The 24702-nt window shown below is 32.7% G+C and carries 26 protein-coding genes and 1 pseudogene; 11 read left to right on the top strand and 16 right to left on the bottom strand.

Features of this window, described 5'->3' with window-relative positions:
- Window positions 1-182: 182 nt before the first annotated feature.
- Window positions 183-1202: a DUF4183 domain-containing protein gene (locus tag ACX9TM_RS12375; RefSeq protein ID WP_050279558.1), complete on the bottom strand. Its 1020-nt coding sequence runs from the start codon at window positions 1200-1202 to the stop codon at window positions 183-185.
- Window positions 1203-1418: 216 nt separating this feature from the next.
- On the opposite strand from ACX9TM_RS12375, the gene ACX9TM_RS12370 reads away from it, so the two are divergent.
- Complete coding sequence (locus tag ACX9TM_RS12370) at window positions 1419-1997, top strand: BclA C-terminal domain-containing protein (protein ID WP_069461625.1); 579 nt, start codon at window positions 1419-1421, stop codon at window positions 1995-1997.
- A gap of 358 nt (window positions 1998-2355) precedes the next feature.
- Here ACX9TM_RS12370 and ACX9TM_RS12365 read toward each other — a convergent pair whose 3' ends face one another.
- The gene (locus tag ACX9TM_RS12365) at window positions 2356-2970 is read right to left on the bottom strand and encodes a helix-turn-helix domain-containing protein (protein ID WP_113732221.1); all 615 of its coding nucleotides are present in this window, start codon (window positions 2968-2970) and stop codon (window positions 2356-2358) included.
- Window positions 2971-3025: 55 nt separating this feature from the next.
- Between ACX9TM_RS12365 and ACX9TM_RS12360 the strand changes: the two genes are divergently transcribed.
- From ACX9TM_RS12360 to exsF, 4 genes are all read left to right on the top strand, one after another.
- Complete coding sequence (locus tag ACX9TM_RS12360) at window positions 3026-3610, top strand: LysE family transporter (RefSeq protein ID WP_065382539.1); 585 nt, start codon at window positions 3026-3028, stop codon at window positions 3608-3610.
- 338 nt (window positions 3611-3948) lie between these two features.
- Window positions 3949-4221: a hypothetical protein gene (locus ACX9TM_RS12355; protein ID WP_000774114.1), complete on the top strand. Its 273-nt coding sequence runs from the start codon at window positions 3949-3951 to the stop codon at window positions 4219-4221.
- A 242-nt stretch (window positions 4222-4463) separates the two neighbouring features.
- Complete coding sequence (locus ACX9TM_RS12350) at window positions 4464-4748, top strand: DUF4183 domain-containing protein (RefSeq protein ID WP_001123247.1); 285 nt, start codon at window positions 4464-4466, stop codon at window positions 4746-4748.
- A gap of 393 nt (window positions 4749-5141) precedes the next feature.
- On the top strand, window positions 5142-5645 hold the full coding sequence (gene exsF / locus ACX9TM_RS12345) for an exosporium protein ExsF (RefSeq protein ID WP_001257871.1): 504 nt from the start codon (window positions 5142-5144) through the stop codon (window positions 5643-5645).
- A 667-nt stretch (window positions 5646-6312) separates the two neighbouring features.
- On the opposite strand, the gene ACX9TM_RS12340 is transcribed toward exsF, so the two are convergent.
- The 5 genes from ACX9TM_RS12340 to ACX9TM_RS12320 form a co-directional block, all read right to left on the bottom strand.
- A complete protein-coding gene (locus ACX9TM_RS12340; protein ID WP_063220080.1) occupies window positions 6313-8109 on the bottom strand; it encodes an ABC transporter ATP-binding protein in 1797 nt (598 codons plus the stop codon).
- Window positions 8102-9856 (bottom strand): ABC transporter ATP-binding protein, encoded by a 1755-nt coding sequence (locus ACX9TM_RS12335; RefSeq protein ID WP_063220081.1) that lies wholly within the window; start codon window positions 9854-9856, stop codon window positions 8102-8104. Before ACX9TM_RS12335 ends, ACX9TM_RS12340 begins: the two co-directional genes overlap by 8 nt.
- A 221-nt stretch (window positions 9857-10077) precedes the next feature.
- Window positions 10078-10674 carry a DUF1349 domain-containing protein gene (locus tag ACX9TM_RS12330; protein ID WP_063220082.1) on the bottom strand — a complete coding sequence of 199 codons (597 nt, stop codon included), beginning with the start codon at window positions 10672-10674 and terminating at the stop codon, window positions 10078-10080.
- A gap of 33 nt (window positions 10675-10707) precedes the next feature.
- Window positions 10708-11595 (bottom strand): GNAT family N-acetyltransferase, encoded by an 888-nt coding sequence (locus tag ACX9TM_RS12325; protein ID WP_000528673.1) that lies wholly within the window; start codon window positions 11593-11595, stop codon window positions 10708-10710.
- 258 nt (window positions 11596-11853) lie between these two features.
- Window positions 11854-12543 (bottom strand): MOSC domain-containing protein, encoded by a 690-nt coding sequence (locus ACX9TM_RS12320; protein ID WP_001262990.1) that lies wholly within the window; start codon window positions 12541-12543, stop codon window positions 11854-11856.
- A gap of 156 nt (window positions 12544-12699) precedes the next feature.
- Between ACX9TM_RS12320 and ACX9TM_RS12315 the strand changes: the two genes are divergently transcribed.
- Window positions 12700-13602, top strand: a complete 903-nt coding sequence (locus ACX9TM_RS12315; protein WP_000612238.1) for a LysR family transcriptional regulator — start codon at window positions 12700-12702, stop codon at window positions 13600-13602.
- A gap of 96 nt (window positions 13603-13698) precedes the next feature.
- On the opposite strand, the pseudogene ACX9TM_RS12310 reads toward ACX9TM_RS12315, so the two are convergent.
- Window positions 13699-13961 (bottom strand): annotated as a pseudogene (locus ACX9TM_RS12310) (hypothetical protein).
- A 51-nt stretch (window positions 13962-14012) separates the two neighbouring features.
- Window positions 14013-15137, bottom strand: a complete 1125-nt coding sequence (locus ACX9TM_RS12305; RefSeq protein ID WP_000285233.1) for a C45 family autoproteolytic acyltransferase/hydrolase — start codon at window positions 15135-15137, stop codon at window positions 14013-14015.
- A gap of 286 nt (window positions 15138-15423) precedes the next feature.
- Here ACX9TM_RS12305 and ACX9TM_RS12300 point away from each other — a divergent pair, with 286 nt between their 5' ends.
- Window positions 15424-15855, top strand: a complete 432-nt coding sequence (locus tag ACX9TM_RS12300) for a hypothetical protein (RefSeq protein ID WP_063220083.1) — start codon at window positions 15424-15426, stop codon at window positions 15853-15855.
- Window positions 15856-15933: 78 nt separating this feature from the next.
- On the opposite strand, the gene ACX9TM_RS12295 is transcribed toward ACX9TM_RS12300, so the two are convergent.
- A complete protein-coding gene (locus tag ACX9TM_RS12295; RefSeq protein ID WP_063220084.1) occupies window positions 15934-16977 on the bottom strand; it encodes an aspartate-semialdehyde dehydrogenase in 1044 nt (347 codons plus the stop codon).
- 129 nt (window positions 16978-17106) lie between these two features.
- Here ACX9TM_RS12295 and ACX9TM_RS12290 point away from each other — a divergent pair, with 129 nt between their 5' ends.
- Complete coding sequence (locus ACX9TM_RS12290; RefSeq protein ID WP_000425899.1) at window positions 17107-17973, top strand: LysR family transcriptional regulator; 867 nt, start codon at window positions 17107-17109, stop codon at window positions 17971-17973.
- 70 nt (window positions 17974-18043) lie between these two features.
- Here ACX9TM_RS12290 and ACX9TM_RS12285 read toward each other — a convergent pair whose 3' ends face one another.
- The 3 genes from ACX9TM_RS12285 to ACX9TM_RS12275 form a co-directional block, all read right to left on the bottom strand.
- Window positions 18044-18649: a PRK06770 family protein gene (locus ACX9TM_RS12285; RefSeq protein ID WP_000846982.1), complete on the bottom strand. Its 606-nt coding sequence runs from the start codon at window positions 18647-18649 to the stop codon at window positions 18044-18046.
- A 258-nt stretch (window positions 18650-18907) separates the two neighbouring features.
- Window positions 18908-19567, bottom strand: a complete 660-nt coding sequence (locus ACX9TM_RS12280) for a chloramphenicol acetyltransferase (RefSeq protein WP_139256980.1) — start codon at window positions 19565-19567, stop codon at window positions 18908-18910.
- Window positions 19567-20463 carry a CPBP family intramembrane glutamic endopeptidase gene (locus ACX9TM_RS12275; protein WP_065382412.1) on the bottom strand — a complete coding sequence of 299 codons (897 nt, stop codon included), beginning with the start codon at window positions 20461-20463 and terminating at the stop codon, window positions 19567-19569. The genes ACX9TM_RS12280 and ACX9TM_RS12275 overlap by 1 nt, the downstream gene beginning before the upstream one ends.
- 383 nt (window positions 20464-20846) lie before the next feature.
- Here ACX9TM_RS12275 and cspD point away from each other — a divergent pair, with 383 nt between their 5' ends.
- Window positions 20847-21050 carry a cold-shock protein CspD gene (gene cspD / locus ACX9TM_RS12270; RefSeq protein WP_000176366.1) on the top strand — a complete coding sequence of 68 codons (204 nt, stop codon included), beginning with the start codon at window positions 20847-20849 and terminating at the stop codon, window positions 21048-21050.
- A gap of 86 nt (window positions 21051-21136) precedes the next feature.
- Complete coding sequence (locus tag ACX9TM_RS12265) at window positions 21137-21322, top strand: cold-shock protein (RefSeq protein ID WP_000286203.1); 186 nt, start codon at window positions 21137-21139, stop codon at window positions 21320-21322.
- Between the two features lie 43 nt (window positions 21323-21365).
- Here ACX9TM_RS12265 and ACX9TM_RS12260 read toward each other — a convergent pair whose 3' ends face one another.
- Window positions 21366-21917, bottom strand: coding sequence for a GNAT family N-acetyltransferase (locus tag ACX9TM_RS12260; protein WP_000885397.1), 552 nt, complete (start codon window positions 21915-21917; stop codon window positions 21366-21368).
- Window positions 21918-22225: 308 nt separating this feature from the next.
- Here ACX9TM_RS12260 and ACX9TM_RS12255 point away from each other — a divergent pair, with 308 nt between their 5' ends.
- On the top strand, window positions 22226-22774 hold the full coding sequence (locus tag ACX9TM_RS12255; RefSeq protein ID WP_072770359.1) for a hypothetical protein: 549 nt from the start codon (window positions 22226-22228) through the stop codon (window positions 22772-22774).
- 55 nt (window positions 22775-22829) lie between these two features.
- On the opposite strand, the gene ACX9TM_RS12250 is transcribed toward ACX9TM_RS12255, so the two are convergent.
- Both ACX9TM_RS12250 and ACX9TM_RS12245 read right to left on the bottom strand, forming a co-directional pair.
- The gene (locus tag ACX9TM_RS12250) at window positions 22830-24221 is read right to left on the bottom strand and encodes a protoporphyrinogen oxidase (RefSeq protein WP_000860352.1); all 1392 of its coding nucleotides are present in this window, start codon (window positions 24219-24221) and stop codon (window positions 22830-22832) included.
- A gap of 177 nt (window positions 24222-24398) precedes the next feature.
- Window positions 24399-24548: an aspartyl-phosphate phosphatase Spo0E family protein gene (locus ACX9TM_RS12245; protein ID WP_000417698.1), complete on the bottom strand. Its 150-nt coding sequence runs from the start codon at window positions 24546-24548 to the stop codon at window positions 24399-24401.
- Window positions 24549-24702: the final 154 nt, after the last annotated feature.

The raw sequence follows: 24702 nt of genomic DNA, 5'->3' as shown, positions 1-24702 counted from the left end.
TATACTATATTGAAAAATTCATTTTATATTTTATTCCAATACACTATGAAAAGGATTGAAGTTAAAATTCCTATCATTCAACCATTTATAACAGCTAGAAATTGAATGTACCCTCACTTAATTTTAACTATTCAAATATAAAACGAAAAGGACAGATTCCTTTTCATTAAGGAACTGTCCTTTTAATTAATAATGATAAATTGTAATATAATTGAAGATCCTTGCGATGGTGGTTGCGTATCCAATAAAGTTAATTTACCAGCACTCACTTCATATAATGGTTGTGGTTGCAGTATTCCGTTAACAAACAAATTAATATAAGAAACTTCACTAGGAGACAAAATATTCGTTGTACCATATTGAGGTATCCCGTCAGCATCTGTATATATAAGTTTCTCTCCATCTGCAAAAGTGTAATATAACAAATTGGTTGTGGTTATAGGACCAATGCCCCCAGTAGGACCTGTTGCTCCGGTTGGGCCCGTTATTCCAGTCGGGCCTGTTACTCCAGTTGGACCTGTTGCTCCGGTCGGGCCCGTTTCTCCGGTTGGGCCCGTTATTCCAGTCGGGCCTGTTACTCCAGTTGGACCTGTTGCTCCGGTCGGACCTGTTATTCCAGTCGGCCCCGTTTCTCCGGTTAGTCCTGTTATTCCAGTCGGGCCCGTTTCTCCAGTTGGACCTGTTGCTCCGGTCGGGCCTGTTGCTCCGGTTAGCCCCGTTTCTCCGGTTGGGCCCGTTATTCCAGTCGGGCCCGTTTCTCCAGTTGGACCTGTTGCTCCGGTCGGGCCTGTTGCTCCGGTCGGGCCCGTTATTCCGGTTGGGCCTGTTGCTCCGGTTGGGCCCGTTTCTCCAGTTGGACCTGTTGCTCCGGTCGGGCCCGTTGCTCCGGTTGGGCCCGTTATTCCAATTGGTCCCGTTTCTCCGGTTAGCCCGGTTTCTCCGGTTGGGCCCGTTATTCCAGTCGGGCCCGTTTCTCCAGTTGGACCTGTTGCTCCGGTCGGGCCCGTTATTCCGGTTGGGCCTGTTGCTCCGGTTGGGCCCGTTTCTCCAGTTGGACCTGTTGCTCCGGTTGGGCCCGTTTCTCCAGTTGGGCCTGTTGCTCCGGTTGGAATATAAATTGGTGGAAGAATCGGAAATGTAGGTCCAATATTTTCTGGGCCTATCATCCCCTTATTCAATGGTAAATTGTCATTGCGTTTCAATTTAATACCTCATTCCACATGTTTTTTAATTCATACACATCATTATGACCCTATTATTAAAGAATAACTTTATAACTATTCTCTTTTTTCTTCCCAAAGAATTATTACATATATTAAACATTTTACCGTTGCTATAACCGCTTTAATTAATATAATAAATTAATCATTCTATTTAAAAAGTACTAAATCTATTACATTCTTATTTAAAAAGATGAGGTGATTTATATTCAAGATAATAATGAAATTAGAAAAAAAGAAATAATGTCAATGGCCCTTGACATTATTTTCCCTTACAGGCTTACTGGGCCTACCGGGAGTACTGGGCCTACCGGGAGTACTGGGCCTACCGGGAGTACTGGGCCTACCGGGAGTACTGGTTCAATCGTTACAACAAACTCTATGTTCGCTAATAATACATCAGGTGGCCCTGTTTCAGTCGTATTAGGAGGAACAAACATTCCACTTTCAAATAACCAAAGTCTCGGTAATTTTACAGTCAACGCTTCAAATGACATATTTACAATTCCTGTAACTGGAAGATATCATTTAACCTATCAAGTTAATACGACAACCGCTCTACTTGCTGGAACTAGACTACTATTAAACGCTTCTACGCCAATTTCTGGCTCTATTTTTTCTCCCGCTTTATCAACTTCAAATTATAGTAATAATTTAATTACTAATTTAAATGCTGGTAATACAATTTCACTACAATTATTTGGTATATTATCTGTCGTGAATTTAGTTGGAGGTGGATCAACAGGTGCCTCTCTTACAATTATACGAATTGATTAAAAAATGATTCATTCTTTTTATAATAAACAACCTAAATACTCCATTGGTAAATATTACGAGAGTGATGACGTAATAAAAATAAATTGTACTATATCCATAGTAGAAAACATCTATACTAAATTTTCCGTATATATATTATCAATTTACACTTCCCCCATGTCGATGTTACATTAAAGATGAAGATTGTTTCTTTTTTACAGACCATCTCAATATGTATTTGAGGAACATCTCCAATCCTATACGCGAGAGCAATACTATATTGACACTCTATTGAGTGTCTTTTTTTATATTCAAAAAATAAAACCATCTCTTATAGATGGTTTTAACAATACCTTTTACTCTTTATATTATTGCCAGCTTATAAAGCTGGATAATAAATAGTCATACTTAACCGCGTTAATGTTCTTCCTGAATTAGTATAAGTATGCGGTCTATCCGCCTTAAAGCGAATTGAGTCTCCATTATTTAACGTATATTGACAATCGTTTATGTCAATTGTCAATTTCCCTTCAAATACCGTTATAAACTCTTCTGTTCCTTCTTTATGCGCTTCTGAACTTAATTTCCCTTCTGTATCAATTTCAACCATATAGATTTCAAAATTCCTATTATCTTGGAAAGGAAATGAGGGATACACCTTATATCTCCCATTGTCTTCAGACAATACTTGAACATCATTTCGTAAAACTACTTTCGTATCAGGCTGTGGATTATTAATTAAAGAGGTAAATGATACTTTCAAACCATTAGCAATTTTCCATATTGTTGTTAGTGTCGGGCTTGAATCTCCTCTTTCTATCTGTCCAATCATTGTTTTACTTACACCTGTTAATTGAGAGACCTTTTCTAAACTTAATTTTTCTTTTTCACGTATTGATTTTAAATTTTTTGCCAGAATAAGTTGAATTTCTTCCATAAAAAACACTCCTACACTGTATACAATATAACGACCGTTATGTATAATAAAAAGCACACGTTATATTGTTCTTTTCGGTCATTATAACACACAAAAAATAGGGGGTTTTGAAATGCCTATATTTTCTTTTTTGTTATTTGTATTTATAAGTAGCCTCACACCTGGTCCCAACAATTTCTTAGCTATGACATACGCAAATCAACATGGATTAAAGAGAAGCATAAACTTTTGCTTTGGAGTAGCATTCGGTTTTTTCATCCTCACTTCTTTATGCAGTTTCTTTAATATTGTATTAATTAATATTATCCCTATAATTGAAATTCCTTTAAAAATTTTAGGTGTCGCGTATATGCTATATTTAGCCTTTAAAATAATTACTAGTAAAGGCCGTGCAGATCACAATGAAAAAAATAATAAAAACTTATTTACAGTGGGTATTTTCATTCAATTTGTTAATCCAAAAGGAATATTATTCGGACTCACAGTAGTCTCTACTTTTATACTCCCCTACTACAATTCATATTCAAGTTTTCTACTTCTCTCATTATTTCTAGGTATAGTCGGTTTACTGAGTACATTTAGTTGGAGTTTATTTGGTTCAATATTCCAAAAATTACTAGTAAAACATAACCAATTATTCAACATCATTATGGCTGTTTTATTAGTTTTCAGTGCCGTTTCAATCGTTATCCACTAGCTATTAACTCATTCTGGATGCTTTTTTCATCCTCTTTTCTGTATACACCACATCATTATTATAATCATCTTAAAATGTTTTTATTAGTAATCTATTTCGTAGTTCTAATTTATGGATTGGGACTACGAAATAAACTAAAATGTTTCTCACTATATAATATTAATTTTGTTGTGTGACGCTAGCTTAATAAATCTCTTCAATATTATTCGATTTACTATTATATGATTGTATGCAAAATGAAAACAATACGTCTACAACATAGGCATTTAAAAATCTTTTTATAATTATAGAGAAAAAATACGGTATAATATAAATTACTGTTCTTTAGGAGGATCACAATGGCTGATAAGTATAAATTTTTTATTCTCATTGTTACCGCATTTTTTTCATTCTTTTCTTTAATAAAAGATTTTCGCAACACTTCAAAAAGTTTCTTTTGGGGTAGTTTTATCATTCTTACAAGCTTCATGATACTATTAATACATGCTCTAGATTTAACTCAAATACTTTTTTATCCAAAGCAAATTGCGCTTGAATTTATTACAATACCACGTAAATTATTTCTACCATCTGTCACTGAGGCCGCCAGTTTCCCTCCAACACTAAAATAATAATTTGATTAAGAGCTCTTTCTAAAAGAGCTCTCTTTTTTAACATAAACATACCATATACAAAATCCACCCTTAACCACTTAATTACTTATAAGAACCTAACTTATAAAACGCATAATAATTATACTTATTTACTAGTATACAAGCCGTATCTCTTAGTAGAAGCACAGCATAATATACGATACAGGACAAAACTTTCAAAAAACTTGTCTAAGTTAATTCTCAAAAAGGGGTGAATATAAATGCCTATCGTTAAACCTTTTATAGCCGGAAGACGATTTGTAAGTACGGCCGCAACAGGAACTGCTGCTGGTGCAGATTTAACTTTTGCTAACACAGACTTCACTGATGACACTGGTGCTGTAACAACATTCCCTGCTTCTTATGCCTTTTTAACACTTTATATTAATGGTGTTATTCAAACAGGTGATACTATTACTGGTGTGACTACTACAGCTGCTACTATTGTAGGAGGAGCAGTCCTAGATGGAGGCACTCCTATCGCAATTGAATTTACTATAACGTAAATTTAGTTGTCTTTTTAGAGGTTTCATTGAAAGAAACCTCTAATTTTAAAAATTCACATCAATTTTAGTAGCAACTACATAATACAGTGCACATACTAGATAGAATGATAGAATGATAGAATTTTATACTCACTCTCAAAAAGAGCACTTATCTATAGCGATCTTTTATATAGCGCAATAATTTTTCGCCTATTTGCTCTTGGAGAACCGACTAAGCAGTTAGTTAAATTAGCTAACTGCTTTTTCCATATAGTATTTATTATTATTCATAGCTTTATCCGTAATAGTAATGCTTGTGCACTATCTACTATAAATTTTCATATATTGTATTATGCTTGTCCAAAATGTGAAGTTAATACTCACGAAATCTAAATACAAGAAAGGAGTGAAAATATGCGCTCATCCATTCGTAAATTCGCTAATTTTAATTGTGAAGCACAAGCACCTAGTTCACTACCTGCCCTAGGTTTTGCCTTCAATGCTACTTCACCTCAATTTGCAACATTATTTACACCACTACTATTACCTAGTACAGGCCCAAATCCTAACATTACTGTCCCTGTAATTAATGATACAATTAGTACTGGAACTGGTATTAAAATTCAGGTAGCTGGTATTTATCAAATTAGCTATACATTAACGATTAGCCTTGATAACGTCCCATTAGCCCCGGAAGCAGCTCGCTTTTTCTTGACATTAAATTCATCGACTAATATTATTGCAGGATCCGGATCCGCAGTCCGTTCTAATATTATCGGAACTGGTGAAGTCGATGTATCAAGTGGGGTCATTCTAATTAACTTAAACCCTGGTGATTTAATTCAAATTGTCCCCGTTGAAGTAATAGGTACAGTAGATATTCGTTCTGCAGCGTTAACAGTTGTGCAAATTCGTTAATAAAGTGAAACTTTAATCAGCCCTCACCAATGGGCTTTTATGGGCAATCCAGCCCCCACCTAACTTCTTTGCTTCCGCTAAATTTTAAGGTGGGGGTCTTACTGTCCGGCAAATAGCAGGATAAAAACAAAAGACTTAGCTAATTAATATTTATTGTTCCTTATACACAATATCTTTTTATAGATTTGACACACATTTATATTAAACAAGCATATTTTATTGTATGACTATATAGTCATACAAATCTAAAGCGTTCATAAAAGCACACTTATATGTGTGCTTTATTTTTAATTAAAACCTACAACATCCTCACACAATATCCATATATTATCTTGATTCCTCTCTAAATGTATGGTTTGTCTCAGAGCGCTTTTAACAGCGCTCTTTTTATTTAAACTCCGATTTTTAAAGTTCGATTTTATGATTTACGTTATTATACACATGCTACGCTACTTTTGAAACAAGGTATACATCCAAAGACTGTAAGTGAACACTTCAGTTATAAAGATATGTTCATAACATTAAATCGCTATTCACATGTTTTGCCTGGAATGCAGGTGGATGCTGTTAAAATATGTAGTGAAAGACCATTTGGATAGTAATATTTGCAAATATAAAAAATGCGGTTTCTCCTCTCAAGAGAAACCGCAACATATCAATGCTTTTACTATATTTTAAACTGACTCGTATACAAATCAAAATAAAACCCTCTATCTTCCATGAGAGATTCATGATTCCCTCTTTCTAAAATATTTCCATCTTTTATAACAAGAATTTGATCTGCTTTTTCAATTGTTTTAAGTCGATGAGCGATCACAAAACTTGTGCGACCCCTCATTAAATTATTTAGTCCTGCTTGTATTTGTAATTCTGTTCTTGTATCAATATTTGATGTCGCTTCATCGAGAATTAATATATCTGCATCTGCTAAAATTGCTCGTGCAATCGCTAGAAGTTGTTTTTGTCCTTGACTTAAATTCGATCCTTCTGAAGTAATTTCTGTTTCATATTGATTTGGCAAATGCTTAATAAAAGAATGTGCAGATGCTGCCTTAGCTGCAGTGATAACTTCTTCATCAGTAGCATCTAAGCGTCCATAACGGATATTATCCATAATCGAACCAGCAAATAAATACGTATCCTGTAAAACTACTCCTATTTTACTTCGTAAAGAATTAATATCATAATCTTTTATATCTTTTCCATCAATATGAATTTGTCCTTGCTGTATATCGTAAAAGCGAGTTAACAAATTAATGATTGTTGTTTTCCCTGATCCAGTCGGACCAACTAAAGCAATTGTCTCTCCTGGCTGCGCTTTAAGACTCACTTCTTTTAAAATCGTTTTATTTTCTGCGTAGCCAAATGAAACATTCTCAAGTGCAACATGCCCTTGTAAATTTTGTACAACGAATGCGTCTTTTTTATTTTGAATTTCTGGTACCTCATCCATAATTTCAAAAACACGTTCTCCACCAGCAACTGCCGCTTGAATTGTATTCATTAAAGTCGCAAATTGACTTAGCGGTCTTGAGAATTGACGAGAATAATTAATAAAAGCCGCAATAACTCCTACTGTTGTCATTCCGTTTAAGACCATAACTGATCCAGTCCCAATGACAAGGCCCATACCTAAATTATTAATAAAGTTCATACTTGGAAAAATAAAAGCTGAAAATGTATCAGCCTTCGTAGCTGAAACTCTTAGCTGTTCATTAATTTTATTGAAATTTTGTACAGTTTCTTTTTCTTTTCCGTACAACGTTGTAACATCCGCACCTGTAATTGCTTCCTCAATAAATCCATTTAATTCACCTAAATCTTTTTGACGCTTCGCAAAGTTTTTACCACTATATGCAACTAGTTTTTTTGTAACGTAAAACATAATAGGTACTGTAATTAAAGTTACAATTGCTAAAATCCAATTTAAGGCGAACATTGCAATCGTTACACCTATAAAAGTTAATGCTGATGAAATAATTTGTACAACGCTTTGTGTCAAGGCTTGATTCAAATTATCTATATCATTTGTCACACGGCTCATTAAATCACCTTGAGAACGCACATCAAAGAACCGTAAAGAAAGCGTTTGGATTTTCTCAAAAATATCTTGTCGTATTTTTTGAATTGTTTTTAATGCAACGTTAATCATGACAAACGTTTGTAACCATGTTAAAAGTACAGTTACACCATAAATCGCGATAAGTAACATACACATTCTTGCTGTACCACTTAAATCTTTCGGTACAATATATTGATCTATAATGACTCCCATAAAATAGGGACCTAATAATCCAAGTAATGTAGTAACAACGACTAGAAATATAACAAACATAAGAGCAGCTTTTTGATAGCCCATATAGTTCCATACCCGCATTACAGTTCCTTGAGCATTTTTAGCTTTTCCCATCTTTGGGGTGTTTCGTCCACCTTTATTAGCAAATTGCCCTTGAAAATTACGCATGTTCTTCCCCACCTTCTTTATCTAAATTACCACCTTGGGAAAGATAAATTTCCTGATAAACCTCACTTTGTTCTAACAATTGTTCATGTGTACCATTGCCAACTAATTCACCATTATCTAATACAAGTATTTTATCCGCATCCATTATGGAAGAAATTTTAGACGCAATTAATAAAGTTGTTGTGCCTTTATATTTTGTTTTTAAAGCTATTTGAATAGTAGCCTCTGATTTTGCATCAACTGCTGATGTAGAATCATCTAATATGAGAATCGGTGGCTTTCTCACAAGTGCCCTTGCAATTGATACACGTTGTTTTTGTCCACCTGATAGATTTGTCGCGCCTTGTGTTAAATTATATTGATAAGATTCTTCGAGCTTATTGATAAACTCAGTCGCACAAGCTGATGCAGCTGCTACTTCCAGCTCGTCATGTGTTGCATCTTCTTTACCATAACGTAAATTTTCTTCTATACTGCCTGAGAACAACAACGCCTTCTGAGGTACAAACCCTATTGAAGCACGGAGTTTTTGCAAATCATATTTTTTAACATCTATTCCATCTATACATATTTCACCATGATCCACATCATATAGACGTGGTAACAGTTTCGCTAAGGTAGATTTACCACTTCCAGTTGATCCAATAATCCCTACTTTTTCACCTTTTTGTATGCTAAACGAAATATCTTTTAAAACGTATTCATTATTTTTCGTATAGCTATAACTAACATTTTTAAATTCGATATTTCCTTCAATTTTCTCAGGTTCGATCGCATTCGCTTCGCTTATAATATCAACCTCGGTATTTAACACTTGCTGTACACGATCCGCAGATGGAAAAGCTCGCGCAATTTGAATAAATACCATGCTAATCGACATAAGTGACATTAAAATGATATTCAAGTAATTAATAAATGCCAAAATCGCTCCTACTTGAAGCGTTCCATCGAATACTTTTTCTCCACCAATCCATAATGTTGCGACAATCCCGCCACTTACAACTAGCATAATGATTGGCATCATTAAAGAAATAAGTTGCACAGCTCGAATATTTATCTTCGTTAAATTTGTATTTACATTTCCAAATTGAGCGATTTCGTATTTTTGTCTTACATACGCTTTTATAACACGCACACCAGATAAATTTTCTTGTAGCTTTGTATTCACTTTGTCTAATGCCTCTTGCACCTTTTTAAATGTACCACTTGCTTTACTTGCAATTAAAATAATCGCAAGTAATAAAATCGGAACAACTACAAGTAATATTGGAAATAACTCTCGCGCTGTTACAAAAACAATAATTATACTTCCGATAAATAACAGTGGACCACGAACGAGAACACGTAATGTCATCGTCATTGCCGATTGAATGGAAGTGATATCATTTGTCACGATCGTTAATAATTTACCTGTTCCAAATGAGTCCCGATTAATACTAGAAAATGTTTCTATTTTCGCAAACACATCTTTTCGTATGTCTGTAGCGAAATTAACAGCTGCTTTTGTAGAATACATCATACACCCAAGCCCTCCAACTAAACCGAGTGCTGCTGCTCCTATCATAAGAAGCCCCATTTTTATTACATAATTTAAATCCCGATTTGCAATCCCAACATCAATGATATGTTGCATAATAGTCGGTTGAATTAAGTCCATCGCAACCTCAAGTACCATAAATAGCGGCCCAATAATAGCGAAGAACATGTATGGTTTTAAATACTGTAATAACTTACGAAATGATTTCATACATAATCTCCTTTTCCCATGAAATTACCACTGAATAATTCATACCCTTCCTTATTTAAGCTATATATTTTGTAATTTCTTTATTACTTCTATTATATTATGTAAATTAATATTTAACATTATTAAATGATAAGTATTAATGACTTTCTAGTCAATAAATGTGCTTTATATTATATAAATACAAAAACCGCATTCTTAATGAAAAGAATACGGTTTTTCATCTATATTTCTTCAATTGTAAAATGTAAAAACTCAGTCTCAAATCCCTTATTTTTAGAAGGACTACACGTGTAAAAACCTATTTTAACAGGCTCCTTCCCTATATCCTCCATTAAATGAGCGATTCTTATTTGTTCCCATTGATAGCCCTTTTTCACATATATTGTATAATCACCGCTTTTTCGAATAATTCGAAAACGAAGTTGTTGCTTAGCTGCTTCAGTTGGATAATCTTGCGTTGACCAGTCAGAATATCCATTATTCGTTACGACAGCACCTAAGTGAGATGGCCCTTCAGGGATATATTCTAAAGATGTTTTTAGCCAACAGTTCTCCGAAATCATAACAAAAAGACCTGCTTGATCGAATTTTGAATTTGGATTCATACGTAACTGAACTTCAGCTTGAAAGTCTGTCATCATCTCATTATAAAATACATGACCATTCATTACTTCAAAACCATAATGTGTTTTAAGCCAAAAATCAGTTTCTGCTTTCGAACGGACAATAAACGCATGATTATCATTAATTTTATAGTATTCAGGTACATTCATTATAGTGAGTTGCTCAATATGTTCTGGTATATACGATATATTCATAGCTCCTCCATAATAAAGCATTTATATAGACATTTAAAACTCCGCTAATACTGGGAATTTATAACCTTTAAAATCTAACTCTTTATCACTTCGAACCATTAAATACTTGCTAGACTGTACTTCTGTAAACTGTACATCCTCAACCCCTAATTGATCCGGAGAAAAATAAAATTCGATTTCCGTAAACCTTTCATTGATTTCTCCACATAATTCATCTAAAACCGGAAGTACTGGCGCAAATACTCCAAATAATTTCAACTTTTCATTTTCTACTTCATAAACGATTAGAGCATCTAGTTTCTCTGAATAATACAATTTCTCATTCCATTCCGAATCATACATATTCAAATAAAATGAAGGATGGAAGTTTAAAGTTGAAAAACTATTTGAAAGTCTTTGGCTACTATCAATAGTTTCATGTATTAACTGTCTATTCTCTATATTATAGTAATCTAACTTTTTAAGTAGTGAATCGTTATTATTAATATTTTTATCATATGGTATAGTCATCAAATATTCCTGCACAACTTTAAATCCAAATGCTGTATATAGTTCAGGGTTTTCCGTAAACAATAATGCACATTCACATTTCTTATCGATTTCTTCTATCATTTTACCCATTAATTGTGTCATTAACCCTTGTCTACGAAAATTAGGGTGTGTCATTACTGATTGAATACCCGCTGCATTTATTTTTTCACCATTAATTAATAATGGGAGTGAAAATGCCGCAACATTTGCAATCACTTTATCTTCTTGTAAAAATGATAAAGCTTTATATGTATCATCCCAATATCCTTTATCCGAAAAATCATTCAATGTTTGAGTTGTAATTCCAAACACTTCTTCAAATAAAGGAAATAACTGCTCTCTTTTCGGTTCTTCTATTAGAAGACTTGCCAATTTTTCAACATTCCCCATGTTGTACCTCCAAATGTTAAATTCCATTAAATTAGATATACTTATATGACCTACTCTTAAAAATAGAGGTCTTACCAATCAATATACTATCACAAAACATAAAAAAAAAGTCTAATTAATTTTATGTTTTGACTATTTGAAAATAAGTCGAATAAAACGATATTAAGATTTCTGGATATTAATTAGTTTATTATACAAAAATAGCGCTTTCTAATTAGCTTTTACTAATAGAAATACACTATTTATAATAAAATATTTTTAGTCTTTTATTCCTTCAAGTCTTTCCTTCGTATTAATTTCTTCTCCACTTATACGCTTTTCAAAAGACTTTCTCCAACTACATGAAAGTGCATTTACTTCTAATATCCTTTTTACCCCTTCAATATTTTGTTTTTCCTTATGCATGATACGATTAGCAAACGCTACTGAAACACCTTTTGGATCAGACTGTAGTTTTTTTAAGGTATCGACTGATGATACCCATCCTTCTTTTAATACACGAAAATAAAATCCTGTATATCCTGTTTCTTGAAAATATAGTGGTAACTTTGGAATATTATATTTTTTTGCTAATTTAAAACAAGGTTGCCTTGGTTGTGTTACCTGTACGATTGCCTGTCCTAGCTCAAACGTATCACCAATACAAACATCCTCTTCGCGCATACCACTAACTGTTATATTTTCTCCGAAAGCCCCATATACAAAATCTTGATTCAATTCTTTTTCCCAATATGGATAGTGATCACCAGTATAAACACAAACTGCTTTATCTACTCCTCCATGATGAACTAAGTCAGCTTGTCCATCCCCATTAAATTTTACAAAGGATAAATATACCGGTTCCTTTACTTGTTTCTTATTTATGCCTGTATGAATTACTTTTCCGCCGTATGTAACCTCTTTTGGTAATCCTATATTTAAAGATAATAATTGATATTCATTAGCCATTCTATTTCCTCCTTTAAAGGTGTTACATGTATTTTCTCTCGATTAATTTTTACAACCCTCTCTGTTACATAAAGATGATTATAAAACCTCTAAAATCATTGTTCAATTCAATTATTTATATAATAATGATAGGTATAACCTATCATTATACTTGAGGTGATTCCAATCGAATTACGACAACTTGAATACTTTTTAGCTGTTTCAAAAGAATTACATTTCACAAAAGCGGCTGAAAAATTAAATATTTCACAGCCTTCACTAAGTCAACAAATACGTGCATTAGAGCATGAAGTAGGAATGCCACTTTTCGATCGAATTGGTAAAAAAATATCATTAACTGAAGCAGGGAAGATTTTATTATCACATAGTAAAACCATTTTTCATGAAGTCGAACAAGCTCGTTCAGCTATTCAAGACCTAAACGGATTACAGCAAGGTTCCTTAACAATAGGGGCTTTGTTAACCGTCGTAAATTATTTACTACCACCAGCTATTTTAAATTTTAACAATTTATATCCTAATATAGAGCTTTCTGTATTAGGGCTTCGTACAGGAGATATTCGTGAAAAATTATTACAAAACGAACTAGATATTGGAATTACATTTCTCCCGGTGCAAGATAAAGAGATTATCTCCATCCCTCTATACAAAAGCGATCTTACATTGGTCGTGCCCACTGGTCATCGATTAGCTGAACGTAATCATGTATCTATTGCTGAATTACAGAACTACCCTTTAATTCTTTTACCTAAAAATTTCTTTTTAACCGAACTAATTACATCTCATTGTCAAAAGTTAAACTTTAAACCAAGGCCAATTTTAGAAATTAGTACGATGGAATCTTTAATCCAAATGGTTTCCAAAGGAATGGGAATTACAGTGTTACCCAAACCATATATAGACTTTTTACAAAATAAAAACATTCAAGCTATTAAAATAGAAAACCCTACTCCAATAATTGAAATAGGGCTAATTTATAGAAAAGATAAATATATGTGTGCTGCAACTCGAGAATTTATTGAGCAACTAAAAATCACAGTACGTTCTTTCCAAAACTAAACAAAAGAGATTATCCTATGAAACCGTTTCACAACAATTTAGTAGAATAATCTCTTTTCAAAACAAAGTAAACATTATATTTAACTCTTATAAACTTTAATGTACCTTTTTAGATATTGGAATATATTTAGTAAAATATGCACCAACTAGCAATAATACAATTGAAAATAACCAAGTAAAAGCACCGCCAAAATGAAACCAATATGCAAACATATTTAAGATTGCAAGTGAAAAGAAGCAAATAGAAGTTACCGCACTTTTCAATCCTTTTATCCCAGACTTTTTCTCTTTTGATAAGCAATATACATCGCAATAATAAGAAAAAAGATAAGAACAAATGGTAACATAACTTTTAGCATTTGTAATCCCTCCAGTATAAATGCACTCTTTACATCACCATCTTATCCCATTTATCTTTTAGGTATCAATTCATTCTTATCTTCCTTCCAAAAGTCAGTATAAGTTTTATTTTTAAAGTTCACGTTCACCTCAGAAAACGGCATACTTCCTCCAACTTTCAATGAATACCAGTCGTTTAAAAGTGGTGATCCGAAACAAATCTTCATTGTACGATCATGTAAATCGAATAATACAGAATGTAAAGTTCCAAACCATTCTTCATAGTTATGCACAGTAAGTCCAGCAGGATATTCTTCTTCTACTAACTTTTTTAAAGACTCTATGCTTACTTGTTCACATCTATTTAAATGCTCATGTAAAAGGTAATATCTCTTTGTTGATTGTTCTAATTTCCTATTATTTAATTTCTGAATTGATGAACTAACTGCATGGTTTGTTGATACAATAAAAGCTTGTTTTTCATCATCAATCGTTATTGTGGATTTATGACCGTCCAATATTTCAATATATGCTGCATTTAAAGGATCAGCTATTATTAAATTAATATTACTAGCAATTGGTATTTCTTCTATTAGTAACTTAGCTTCCTGCACATTTTTACATTTCTCCAACAACAATCGAATTACCGCAAAACATTGTAAACCACTCACCATTGGCTTTCTTAAACCTGCAATATTTCCTACTGGTTGACCACATGCTGAAAATGTAACAGCTAATCCATGCTCGTTAACCCCTTCCGTTCGGCCAAAATATTGAGTAGAAAAGCCACTATGTGCATACGCACCTTCAACATGAGTTGAACAAAAACGCATATCATCTATTACTGGTGACAAATCATAATTCCTTAATACATATGTGTGCTCTAAATCGGTCTTTTTAGGTAATACTGCACAATGACTACAACCTGCTTTCAATAGTGTTTGATAGTAATACATCATATTTTTTGAAGGAATTTTTAACACTTCACAAAACCCCTCAATTTCTTCATTTATGCCTGGACAATGTTTGTTTAGTATATTTCTCGATTCTGTCCAATGGTTATTAGATATTACATTTTCTTCGTGTATAAATTGCGGGATGAGATACGGATTTTGTTTCACGAATTCCCCTTGTTGCTTTCCAATCTCATAATAACTTCCTTTTAATGATGAAAAATACCCCTTTACTTGATACATCAAACTCCCCCTCACATTGGATATATCCATATCGTACCAAATGGATTTCATTCATCCTTGATGTTTTTTACTATCTTTCTTTAACACCATCCCATTTTAATATCTCCACTAATAATTATTTACTAGACAATTAAAGTTTTGTTAATATTGCTGTAATAGCTTTATTTCAAAATAAAGTAGTTTGGATATCAAATGAGCAAAATACTTTGTTAAACCCACTTATAAGCAATCATCTAATTCATGAAATCAAAAAACTTATTTATCAAAATAAAAGGAGAATTTATGTATGAGTAGTTGCAAACCAATTGATAAATTAACTATTGAAGACCTAAAACAAAACCCCATATGGGAATGGGCAATAGATGAAGAGGAAAATGAAGAACATGACGAAACATGGGTAAAACCAGCAACAACTACTAATTTTACAGAGGAGTTAAACGGTTCAATCGTACTAGGCGAACTATTCTTACATAATGGTGAAAAATTCCCTATGATGTGTGAAATTGATATTGAAGGTAACGAGGCAGTAATCCGTTCTGTTGTTTATTATAACGAAACAGAAAATGAGTATATTGCTATAGAAGATATTGTGAAAACGGTCGAAATGCCGTTATCGATTATTATTAACCTTACAATTCATGCAGAATCCAAAACCTTACGCTTCACTGCACATAAAGTAGACATTTATAAAAATTCAATAACGACTAATTTTAATTAAAGTCGGCCGAAATAAAGAAAACAATTATGAAATAAAAACTGGGAAATCATTAACGATTTCCCAGTTTTTTAAACTATATTAAAGTATCCCCTTTTCCACTAAAGTCTCTGCGATTTGAACTGAATTCCAAGCCGCACCTTTTAATAGGTTATCGGAAACAATCCAGAGGTGGAATCCGTTTGGCGTATCAGGATCTTTACGTATTCTTCCGACAAATGTATCTATTTTCCCTTCTGCATATAATGGCATTGGATACAGCTGTTCACTAGGGTTATCCTGCAAAATAACACCTGGTGCACCCATTAATACTTCCTTAATTTCCGCAACGGTTGCTTCTTTTTCCAGTTCTATATAAACCGATTCTGAATGCCCTGATACAACTGGAACACGTACACAAGTAGCTGCCATTTTCAGGTTTTCATCTTCTAATATTTTCTTCGTTTCTTGAATCATTTTTACTTCTTCAAAAGTAAAATCATTGTCTGTAAATATATCTACTTGAGGCAGTACATTAAACGCTATTGGGTAATGTTTTTTATCTTTTTTCGCCGGTAATATATTACTTTTCACTTCTTCACCAGCAAGCATAGACTTAGCCTGCTCTTGTAATTCATGAATCGCATGAATGCCAGAACCCGATACAGCTTGATATGTTGAAACGATAATTCTTTCTAAACCGAATGATTTTCGAATCGGCTGAAGTGCTGTTACCATCTGTAATGCTGAACAATTTGGAACTGCAATGATACCTTTATGCTGTTTTAAAGTGTGCGCATTCACTTCCGGAACAACGAGCGGTACATCTTGCGCCATTCGGTACTCACTTGTGTTATCAATTACAATCGCACCACTAGAAACTGCATGAGTTACAAATTGTCTAGATACTTCTCCCCCAGCGCTAAAAAAGGCAATATCTACACCTTCAAAACTAGTTGTTTTTGCCTCTTGTATAATTATCTCTCGTCCTTTGAATCTTACTTTCTTACCAGCGGATCGTTTTGACGAAAGCAATGTAACTTCAACTATATTAAACTTCATTTCATTCTCTAACAGTTCAATAATTTTTTGCCCTACCGCACCTGTAGCCCCAACAACAGCTACATGATAGCCCTTTTTGATCATCTTTTCTCCTCCAATATCACCTGAATGAATATTTCTACAATTTCATTTTATACAGAATTTAATCATTTGGAAAATTAAAATACATGATATAATCATTCACAAATCATGATAATAAAAGAGGGATCGCTTATGGAAATGAGACATGTTAAAACATTTTGCGCCATTGTGAAGTATGGTAATTTTTCTAAAGCTGCGCACGCGCTAGGTTATGCGCAATCTACTGTTACAGCACATATGAAAGCTTTAGAGAACGATTTACATATCCCTCTTTTCGATCGGTTAGGGAAAAAAGTGCTACTTACAAAAGCCGGTCATCAATTTCATCCTTATGCATTAGAATTACTTTCAATATATGAAAAAGCGCAAGAAATCCCCCAAAATACAGATTATTTAGAAGGTACATTAAGTATTACATCTAATGAATCATTAGCGGTATACCGATTACCACAATTATTACGTACTTACAAACAGAAAAATCCGAAAGTAAATATCGTACTTGAAACGAACACAAATGAACAAGCATTACAAAAATTACGTGAAGGAGAAACAGACGTTGTCTTCATAATTGGAGAAAGTATAGAACATAATGATTTTATTACGCGTACTTTTAGTAATGAAACATTTGGATGGATTTTACCAGCTTATTCCGCTGCACATACAAATCCATTCCAGTTATTACAGGAAACCCAGTTCATTTTTACAGAACAAAGCTGCGGCTATAGGACAATGGTAGATCGTTTTTTACGTCAAAGCGGAAATATTCCAGCTAAAACATTTGAAACTTCCAATGTTGAAGTCATTAAACAATCCGTCATGTGTGAGTTAGGCATTTCAATTCTTCCTTATATCGTTGTACAGGAAAGTTGTCAAAAAGAACAACTATGTTTTCAGCCTATCGAAACTCCAACAGTTATTCAAAGTCATGTAATCTATCATAAATCCAGATGGATTTCCCCGGTGTTACAGTCGTTTCTTTCCTTACTTGAACGAGATTAAGATATTAAGAAGTACATTTAAAAAGAGTAATTGCCTAATAAGCAATTACTCTCTTACATTAATTAGTATATTATTTATTAGTCTGTCCGCCACCTGCAATTAATTTACTACCTGAATATGTACCTTTGTTCATAAACACTTGATTAATTAATTCTTTTTGCTCAGCTTCCGACATTACTCCTTTTCCTTCTCCTAAATTCCCACTTTGTAATTTCCAAATCTTATTGTGATCCCCATCAACCTTTTCATATTTTCCTTGTTTCCATCGTTCTAAAATTTCTACATATGTACTTCCCTGCACAAGATCATTACTCTTTACAATATCAATTAAGCTTTCAATCCGCTCTTGTGTAATAAAAATATAGCCCCACTTTTGATCAGCTTTCGCTTTTTGATGTGCCATTTCATGTAATGCTGTCTGTATGTTCTCATCTGTCCATTTAAAATTTTTATTAAAACCACTATTTGGCAATGAATAATTGCCATTTTCTAAAAGCTTTGCATCTTCTGCTTTTACGTTACTATCAGCTAATACTTCTACTGCTGGAGCAGCTGGTGATGCCTTTTTCGCAGCTGGTTTACTATTATTTAAATAATGCAGCATACCATATGTTAAACCTACTCCGATTACCGCCATACCAGCTATAACACCTATTATTTTCAAAAATGTTTTCATCTCGCTTGTTTCCTCCCAAATATCTCTGTTCTGACTACCTAATTATTTCTTATATAAAAACTGTTACTTCATTCAAAATATCGCATCGCATCCCCTATCATATTATTTATATATACTTCCTCATATTGTATTTCTTTTTCTTTAAAATTGAAAGATTATTCTGTTAAATAATGAAAATATTCTACAAATTTTTCCTTTATATTTATAAAGAAACAAAAAAAACAACGAGCGCGTTCTACAACACTCGTTGTTTTTACTTTATGCACGATTTTCTTTTAACCACTTCGTAATAGCATCTAACCTCGAAACATCAAAGCGTCTTTCTTCACACACATTCAAATTTTTTGAGTTTCTCACTATTTCTAATTCATTATTTCTTACACTTTTCGCCTCAATTAATTTACAATACCCATCTGTAACAGTATTTAAATTTTCATAATAACGCTGAAACGATTTTGATATATGTAAATGTTTTTCAAAGTTTCTTCTTCTTTTCGTCTCATCAGATACTTTCCGCTTTCTAAGTTCTTCATCGTTCGTATATAAATAAAAATATTGATCCGGAAAACCAATTTCCCTATTTATCATCTTTTCTTTATAAAAATTTTCTATTAAAGATAATGGCTGATTAAATATATCAAAATGAAAGCACCAATTATAACTAAGTGGTTGATATATATCCCCATCGAGTATTACTAATTCATATTGCTCTGACTTCTGAACAGCTATATTCCAGCGCTCAACTTGTTTTTCAAAATACCATGTTCTATGTTCATTTTTTGGCCTTTCAAATAAAGAATTCACTTCAGGTATTATATAAGCACCATAATTCTTTTCTAATTCACAGCACGTGGTACTTTTACCAACAGCGCTTGCTCCCTCAAATGCTATTATCCCCATAGTTTCCCCCGCTTTCATTAACTAAAATTTCGTTGTTTCGCTTTTCTTCCCCATAACTTTCTCCATAAAACAATTGAAGCGATAGTGAGCATGATTGTTGTAATGATACTACCTTCAATTCCGAACGAGCCTCCATGAAGGAATTCCGATCCAGTTGTTACAGGTTTAAAAAGTGGTGTAGAATACATTGTCATTCCACTAACCGCAAAACCAAATACGTTATATTGTGCCCAATTCCAAATGGAATGCCATGCGCATATCCCCCAAAGACTACTATCTTTCAAAACGTAAAAAGCTGCAAACACACCAACTAATATTATATTCGATATTGAAAGAATTGTAATACCTGGATTTAGTAAATGAAGAAAACCAAATAAAAATGAAGTTACAACAATACCGATCCATATACGGCTTCTAACAGAAAGAACTGGAAATAACCAACCCCGAACAACAATTTCTTCTGTTGCACCTTGTATTAAAAAAGCAACTAAAGATCCCACAATTCCAAGTATAGCGGTTGGTGTAATGTGTTGCATTTGTAGTTGTACATTTCCAGTTAATAAAAGTAGCATGACTGGTATTGAAATGAAAACAAATCCTATTAATGTACCTCTCAAATATTTTCTTATCCATTGATTTCTCCAAAAACCAATGGATGAAAATGATCTTTTCTCTACAAATCTAATCCATAAAAACACAAAAAATATTGCGCCGCCAAACATTAATATCATCTCAATGTCGCTATAAATCGCCTTCATAAAAGTTGTTTCTGCTTTCGGTAAAATCAGCATAAACAACATAAATAATTCACCTAAAGTTAAAAATATAATCGCGAGTATGACAGCAAAAACAGGATGAACTTTTCTTCTTCCTTCTTTTGCTGCTTCAATTATTTTAAATTGTTTATTTTGCAATATTTTATCCTCCTAATTATGGTACTCATCAGCAATATTAAAATAATATTTAGCCTTTTATTTAAACTTATTTTTTCATATAAATGATTTTTGTTTGGAATAAATCCAAATTAGGAATAATATATAAATAAAAGAGGTGCCTTTGTGCCTTTACTATTATCACCCAGATTACTCAGTGGTATTACCAGCACTTGCTATTTCCAACCATTTGTTGTAAGATAGTAATTAAGGTCAATTTAACACTATATTTTCTTTGCATATTATCAAGTATCAATCAGGGACATTTTGTACTCCTTATGGGTTTTTGATAATATGTGAACTTTTATTTTCATTCAAATAAGGCCGATCATATTGTAATTTTTCTACTTTTAGGAGGCATTACCATGACATTAACAGGTAAAGTAAAATGGTTTAACAGCGAAAAAGGTTTCGGTTTCATCGAAGTTGCAGACGGTAACGATGTATTCGTTCACTTCTCAGCTATCACTGGCGACGGCTTCAAGTCTCTTGACGAAGGTCAAGAAGTTAGTTTCGAAGTTGAAGAAGGTAACCGCGGACCTCAAGCTAAAAACGTTGTAAAGCTATAATTCAAACAATAAAAAGGTTGTTACCAGCAAGGTTAACAACCTTTTTAATATATAACTAAAATTTTTTACATAAAAGGAGTGGTTACATGTATCGCAATCGAAAGAACGATGTAGCAGAAGTACCACCAGAACAAACCCCTGTTTGGGAATGTGAATCAGAGGATTGTTTAGGATGGATGAGAAAGAACTTTTCATTTGAAGAAGAGCCTAAATGCCCTTTATGTAAAAGTAGCATGAAAAGCGGAGAACGTTTATTACCTAAATTAGGTTAATTTATAATAAAAAAAACCTCTTTTAATTAAGAGGTTTTTTTTATTATAAATTTATGTTCTCAATATCAGTTCGTACTATAGAATACAATAATGCATCGTGTTGCTTATTTCCTTGATGAATATATCCACGCAATAGACCTTCCTTTTGGAAGCCAATTTTAGATAACATTCTACAAGAAGTATCATTTTCAGGATATGTAATAGCTCCAATTCTAAACAAACCTAAATCTTTAAATCCATAATCAATAATTTCTCGAGCTGCTTCCGAAGCGTAACCATTTCCCCAATAACGAGGATGCAGATCATATCCAATCTCAGATCGTTTACTCCATAATTGTAAATTGTTTAGTCCAATTGTTCCTATTAAAACGTTCGTTTCTTTTAACACAATTCCCCATCGTATTGCCTTTTTCTCAAAGTAATTTTTTGAAAAAGATTCGATCATACGTGAAGCTTGTCCAAACTCCGTAAAAGAATTCATACCGTAATAACACGTCACTTCATCCAATGAAAAGATTTCATATATTTTTTGACAATAAGATTGTTCTATTTCAACTAAACGTAAGCGTTCTGTTTCTAATATAGGAAATGCCATAGGATCACTCCTTTCTCTCTACTCATTCATTATATCAGAAAAAATATGTATAATTAGTAAAGTCCTTATTGTTCCATAAGTCAAACATTTCTAATGGCGCATTCCCTCTTTATTCTATATACACGAATTGGATACCTTCTGATTGCGACTCAAACATCACGCTATAATTTCCATAAATCAAATTTTAAATTATCAAGAACTGTAAAGAATTTGTTCCTTCATTTTTTCCTTCTAAATAACCACCCTAACCCATACATTTATGGTAAAATATAGTTAATCCATTTTACGCTATGGAGGTGTAAAAATCTATGTATATATTCATCGGCTTACCCCTCTTACTCATATTACTTATTTTTTTATTCGCAAAAAAATTCACACCAAACTCATTCATGATGACTAGCTTTAAAGGCAATAGCTTTAAGACATTTTCAATCGGTATTTTAATCGCTGCCATACTCTCACTTTCATATGGGACTTATCATGCAGTAACATATCAACCTAGTTATTTAGATATTAAATTAAAAAATCAAAACTATACTGTTTTCGGTAATGTAGGCGAATTCGGTTATTTCTCCGAAGAATTATTAAAAAAAGATACAGAAGTACAACTATATTTCGTCTCTTGGAAAACAATAAAGTTAAAAAATCCGGTAATACTTATAGAATATCCTTCAGGAAAACAAGAAACATGGAAGCCAAATATCGTATCAATACCGGTAAATAAATTACAAGAAAAACTTGATATAAAAGATATTTATCAACTATCACCGTATTCATTTAAAGAGTCTGGAGAAATAATATTAACAATAAAAGAAAACAATGCAAAAAACAATACAATTTCCATTCAAATAAAATAAATAAAAACTGTTCCTCCATTTTGCTGAAGGGACAGTTTTTATTTATTCTACAGTATTATTTATTTAATGTATCCATTATTTCATTGGCTATATTCTTTCCATTTCCAATACACGCACCAATTCCAACACCATAATATGAGGCACCAGCTAAATATACATTTGGATAAAGATTCGTCATTTTTTCTTGTAATGCTTGAACCGCTTGATTATGTTCTAAATGATATTTCGGCATTAAATCTTTCCAATTTGTAACTTCAACTACTTCTGGTTCACCTTTAATTCCGAGACTCTTTTCAATATCATATAAAGCGACTCGTACTAATTCTTCTTCACTGTAATTCTTGATTGTTTCATATACCGGATTGGTACTCTTATAAAACATTCTAACTAATAATTTTTGTTTACCCGATGTATGTTTCCACTTTCGACTTGTCCATGTACAAGCATCACAATGTAAATCACTGTTTTCCGTTACAATAAACCCCGTACCATCAGCTGGTAGTTGTTCATCTAGTATGTCAAATCCTAAATAAATACTTATAAGAGATGAGTTTTTAAATGTATTAAACTGCTCATTTAACTCATTAGACTGTAATAAAGTTTGTGCAATATCATGTGGAGCTGCTAAAACAACATAATCAGCTTGTATTGTTTCATGATTTGCAAAAGAAATCTCATATCGATCTTTTTGTTTACTTACAGCCGTCGTTATAGCACCTTTTTTTACGACAGTTTCAGTCAGCACTTCTTCTAAGCGATTAATTATCGTAGATAGTCCACCTTTAAATGATACGAATTTTTTATTTCCTGCTGATTGAAATTGTTTTTTATTCTCTTCAAAACCTTTAATAATACTTCCATACTTATTTTTATAATCCAGTAAATACGGTAATGTAGATGCCATTGTAAGCTCATTCAATTTACCAGAATATACACCTGAAAGCACAGGAGCAATTTGTCTTTCCACTAACTCTTTCCCTAAAAAGCTTTCTAAAAATAAAGCAAGTGATGTATCTTTCGTAAACTCTTTATTTTTCGTTATGAAATCTTTTAAAGCTACGATTTTCCCCTTCGTTGAGACTAGCGTACTGCTAAACAACGACTGGGCGCTCATCGGTATCCCAAATATAGTATCAGAAGGAATCGGATGTAACATGTTTTCAGAATATATGTAAGAAATACCCGTTTCATTATATACCATTTCATTTTCTAAATTTAAATCTTTTACAAGTGGCATAACGTGTTCATTACGAGCAACGATTGAATCCGCTCCTGACTCCATAATGAAATCCTTTTCTTCCACACTATGGATTTTACCACCTAAATACTCTTCTTTCTCAATAAGAATTAAATTTAAATCGATATTATAATCCTTTTTTAATTTTTCTAAATAAAACATAGTAGAAAGTCCCGTTATACCTCCACCGATAACAACAACTGTTTTCATATGTGCTGCGCTCCTAACCGATACAATTAATAATTCCTTTTTATTATAACCAAAAGTCCTTATATTCGACTAGCAAGTTGCGCATTCTGTAAGAAATTAGACAATATATTTTAATATATTTTCAAATTACCTAATAAAAAAGAACTATAACATTTACAAACCCCGTCATAGTTCTCTTTATTTTAAAAACATAAAGTAATTGATTAATTTGTCTAGTTCTTGACTCAATGCCAATACTTTTTCATGTTGAATTCCATAATCCGATACTAAATATAAAAGTTCTTCTTTTTTTATTTCAATTACTTTTTCCAATTTCGCTAGTTCCATGTCGTTTTACATCTCTCCAAAAATAAAATGTATGTATTTCAGTATAGCCTACTTACATAATTAGTAAAAGTAAAATACGCATGTAAAATCTTACATATTTGAAAAAATAATATACTACTAACAAAAAAAGAAACTAGATTAAACATCCTTTTAC

The organism is Bacillus sp. LH1, from assembly GCF_057924895.1.
The sequence above is the reverse complement of the archived record's forward strand: the minus strand, read 5'-3'. Positions and strand labels throughout refer to the sequence as shown.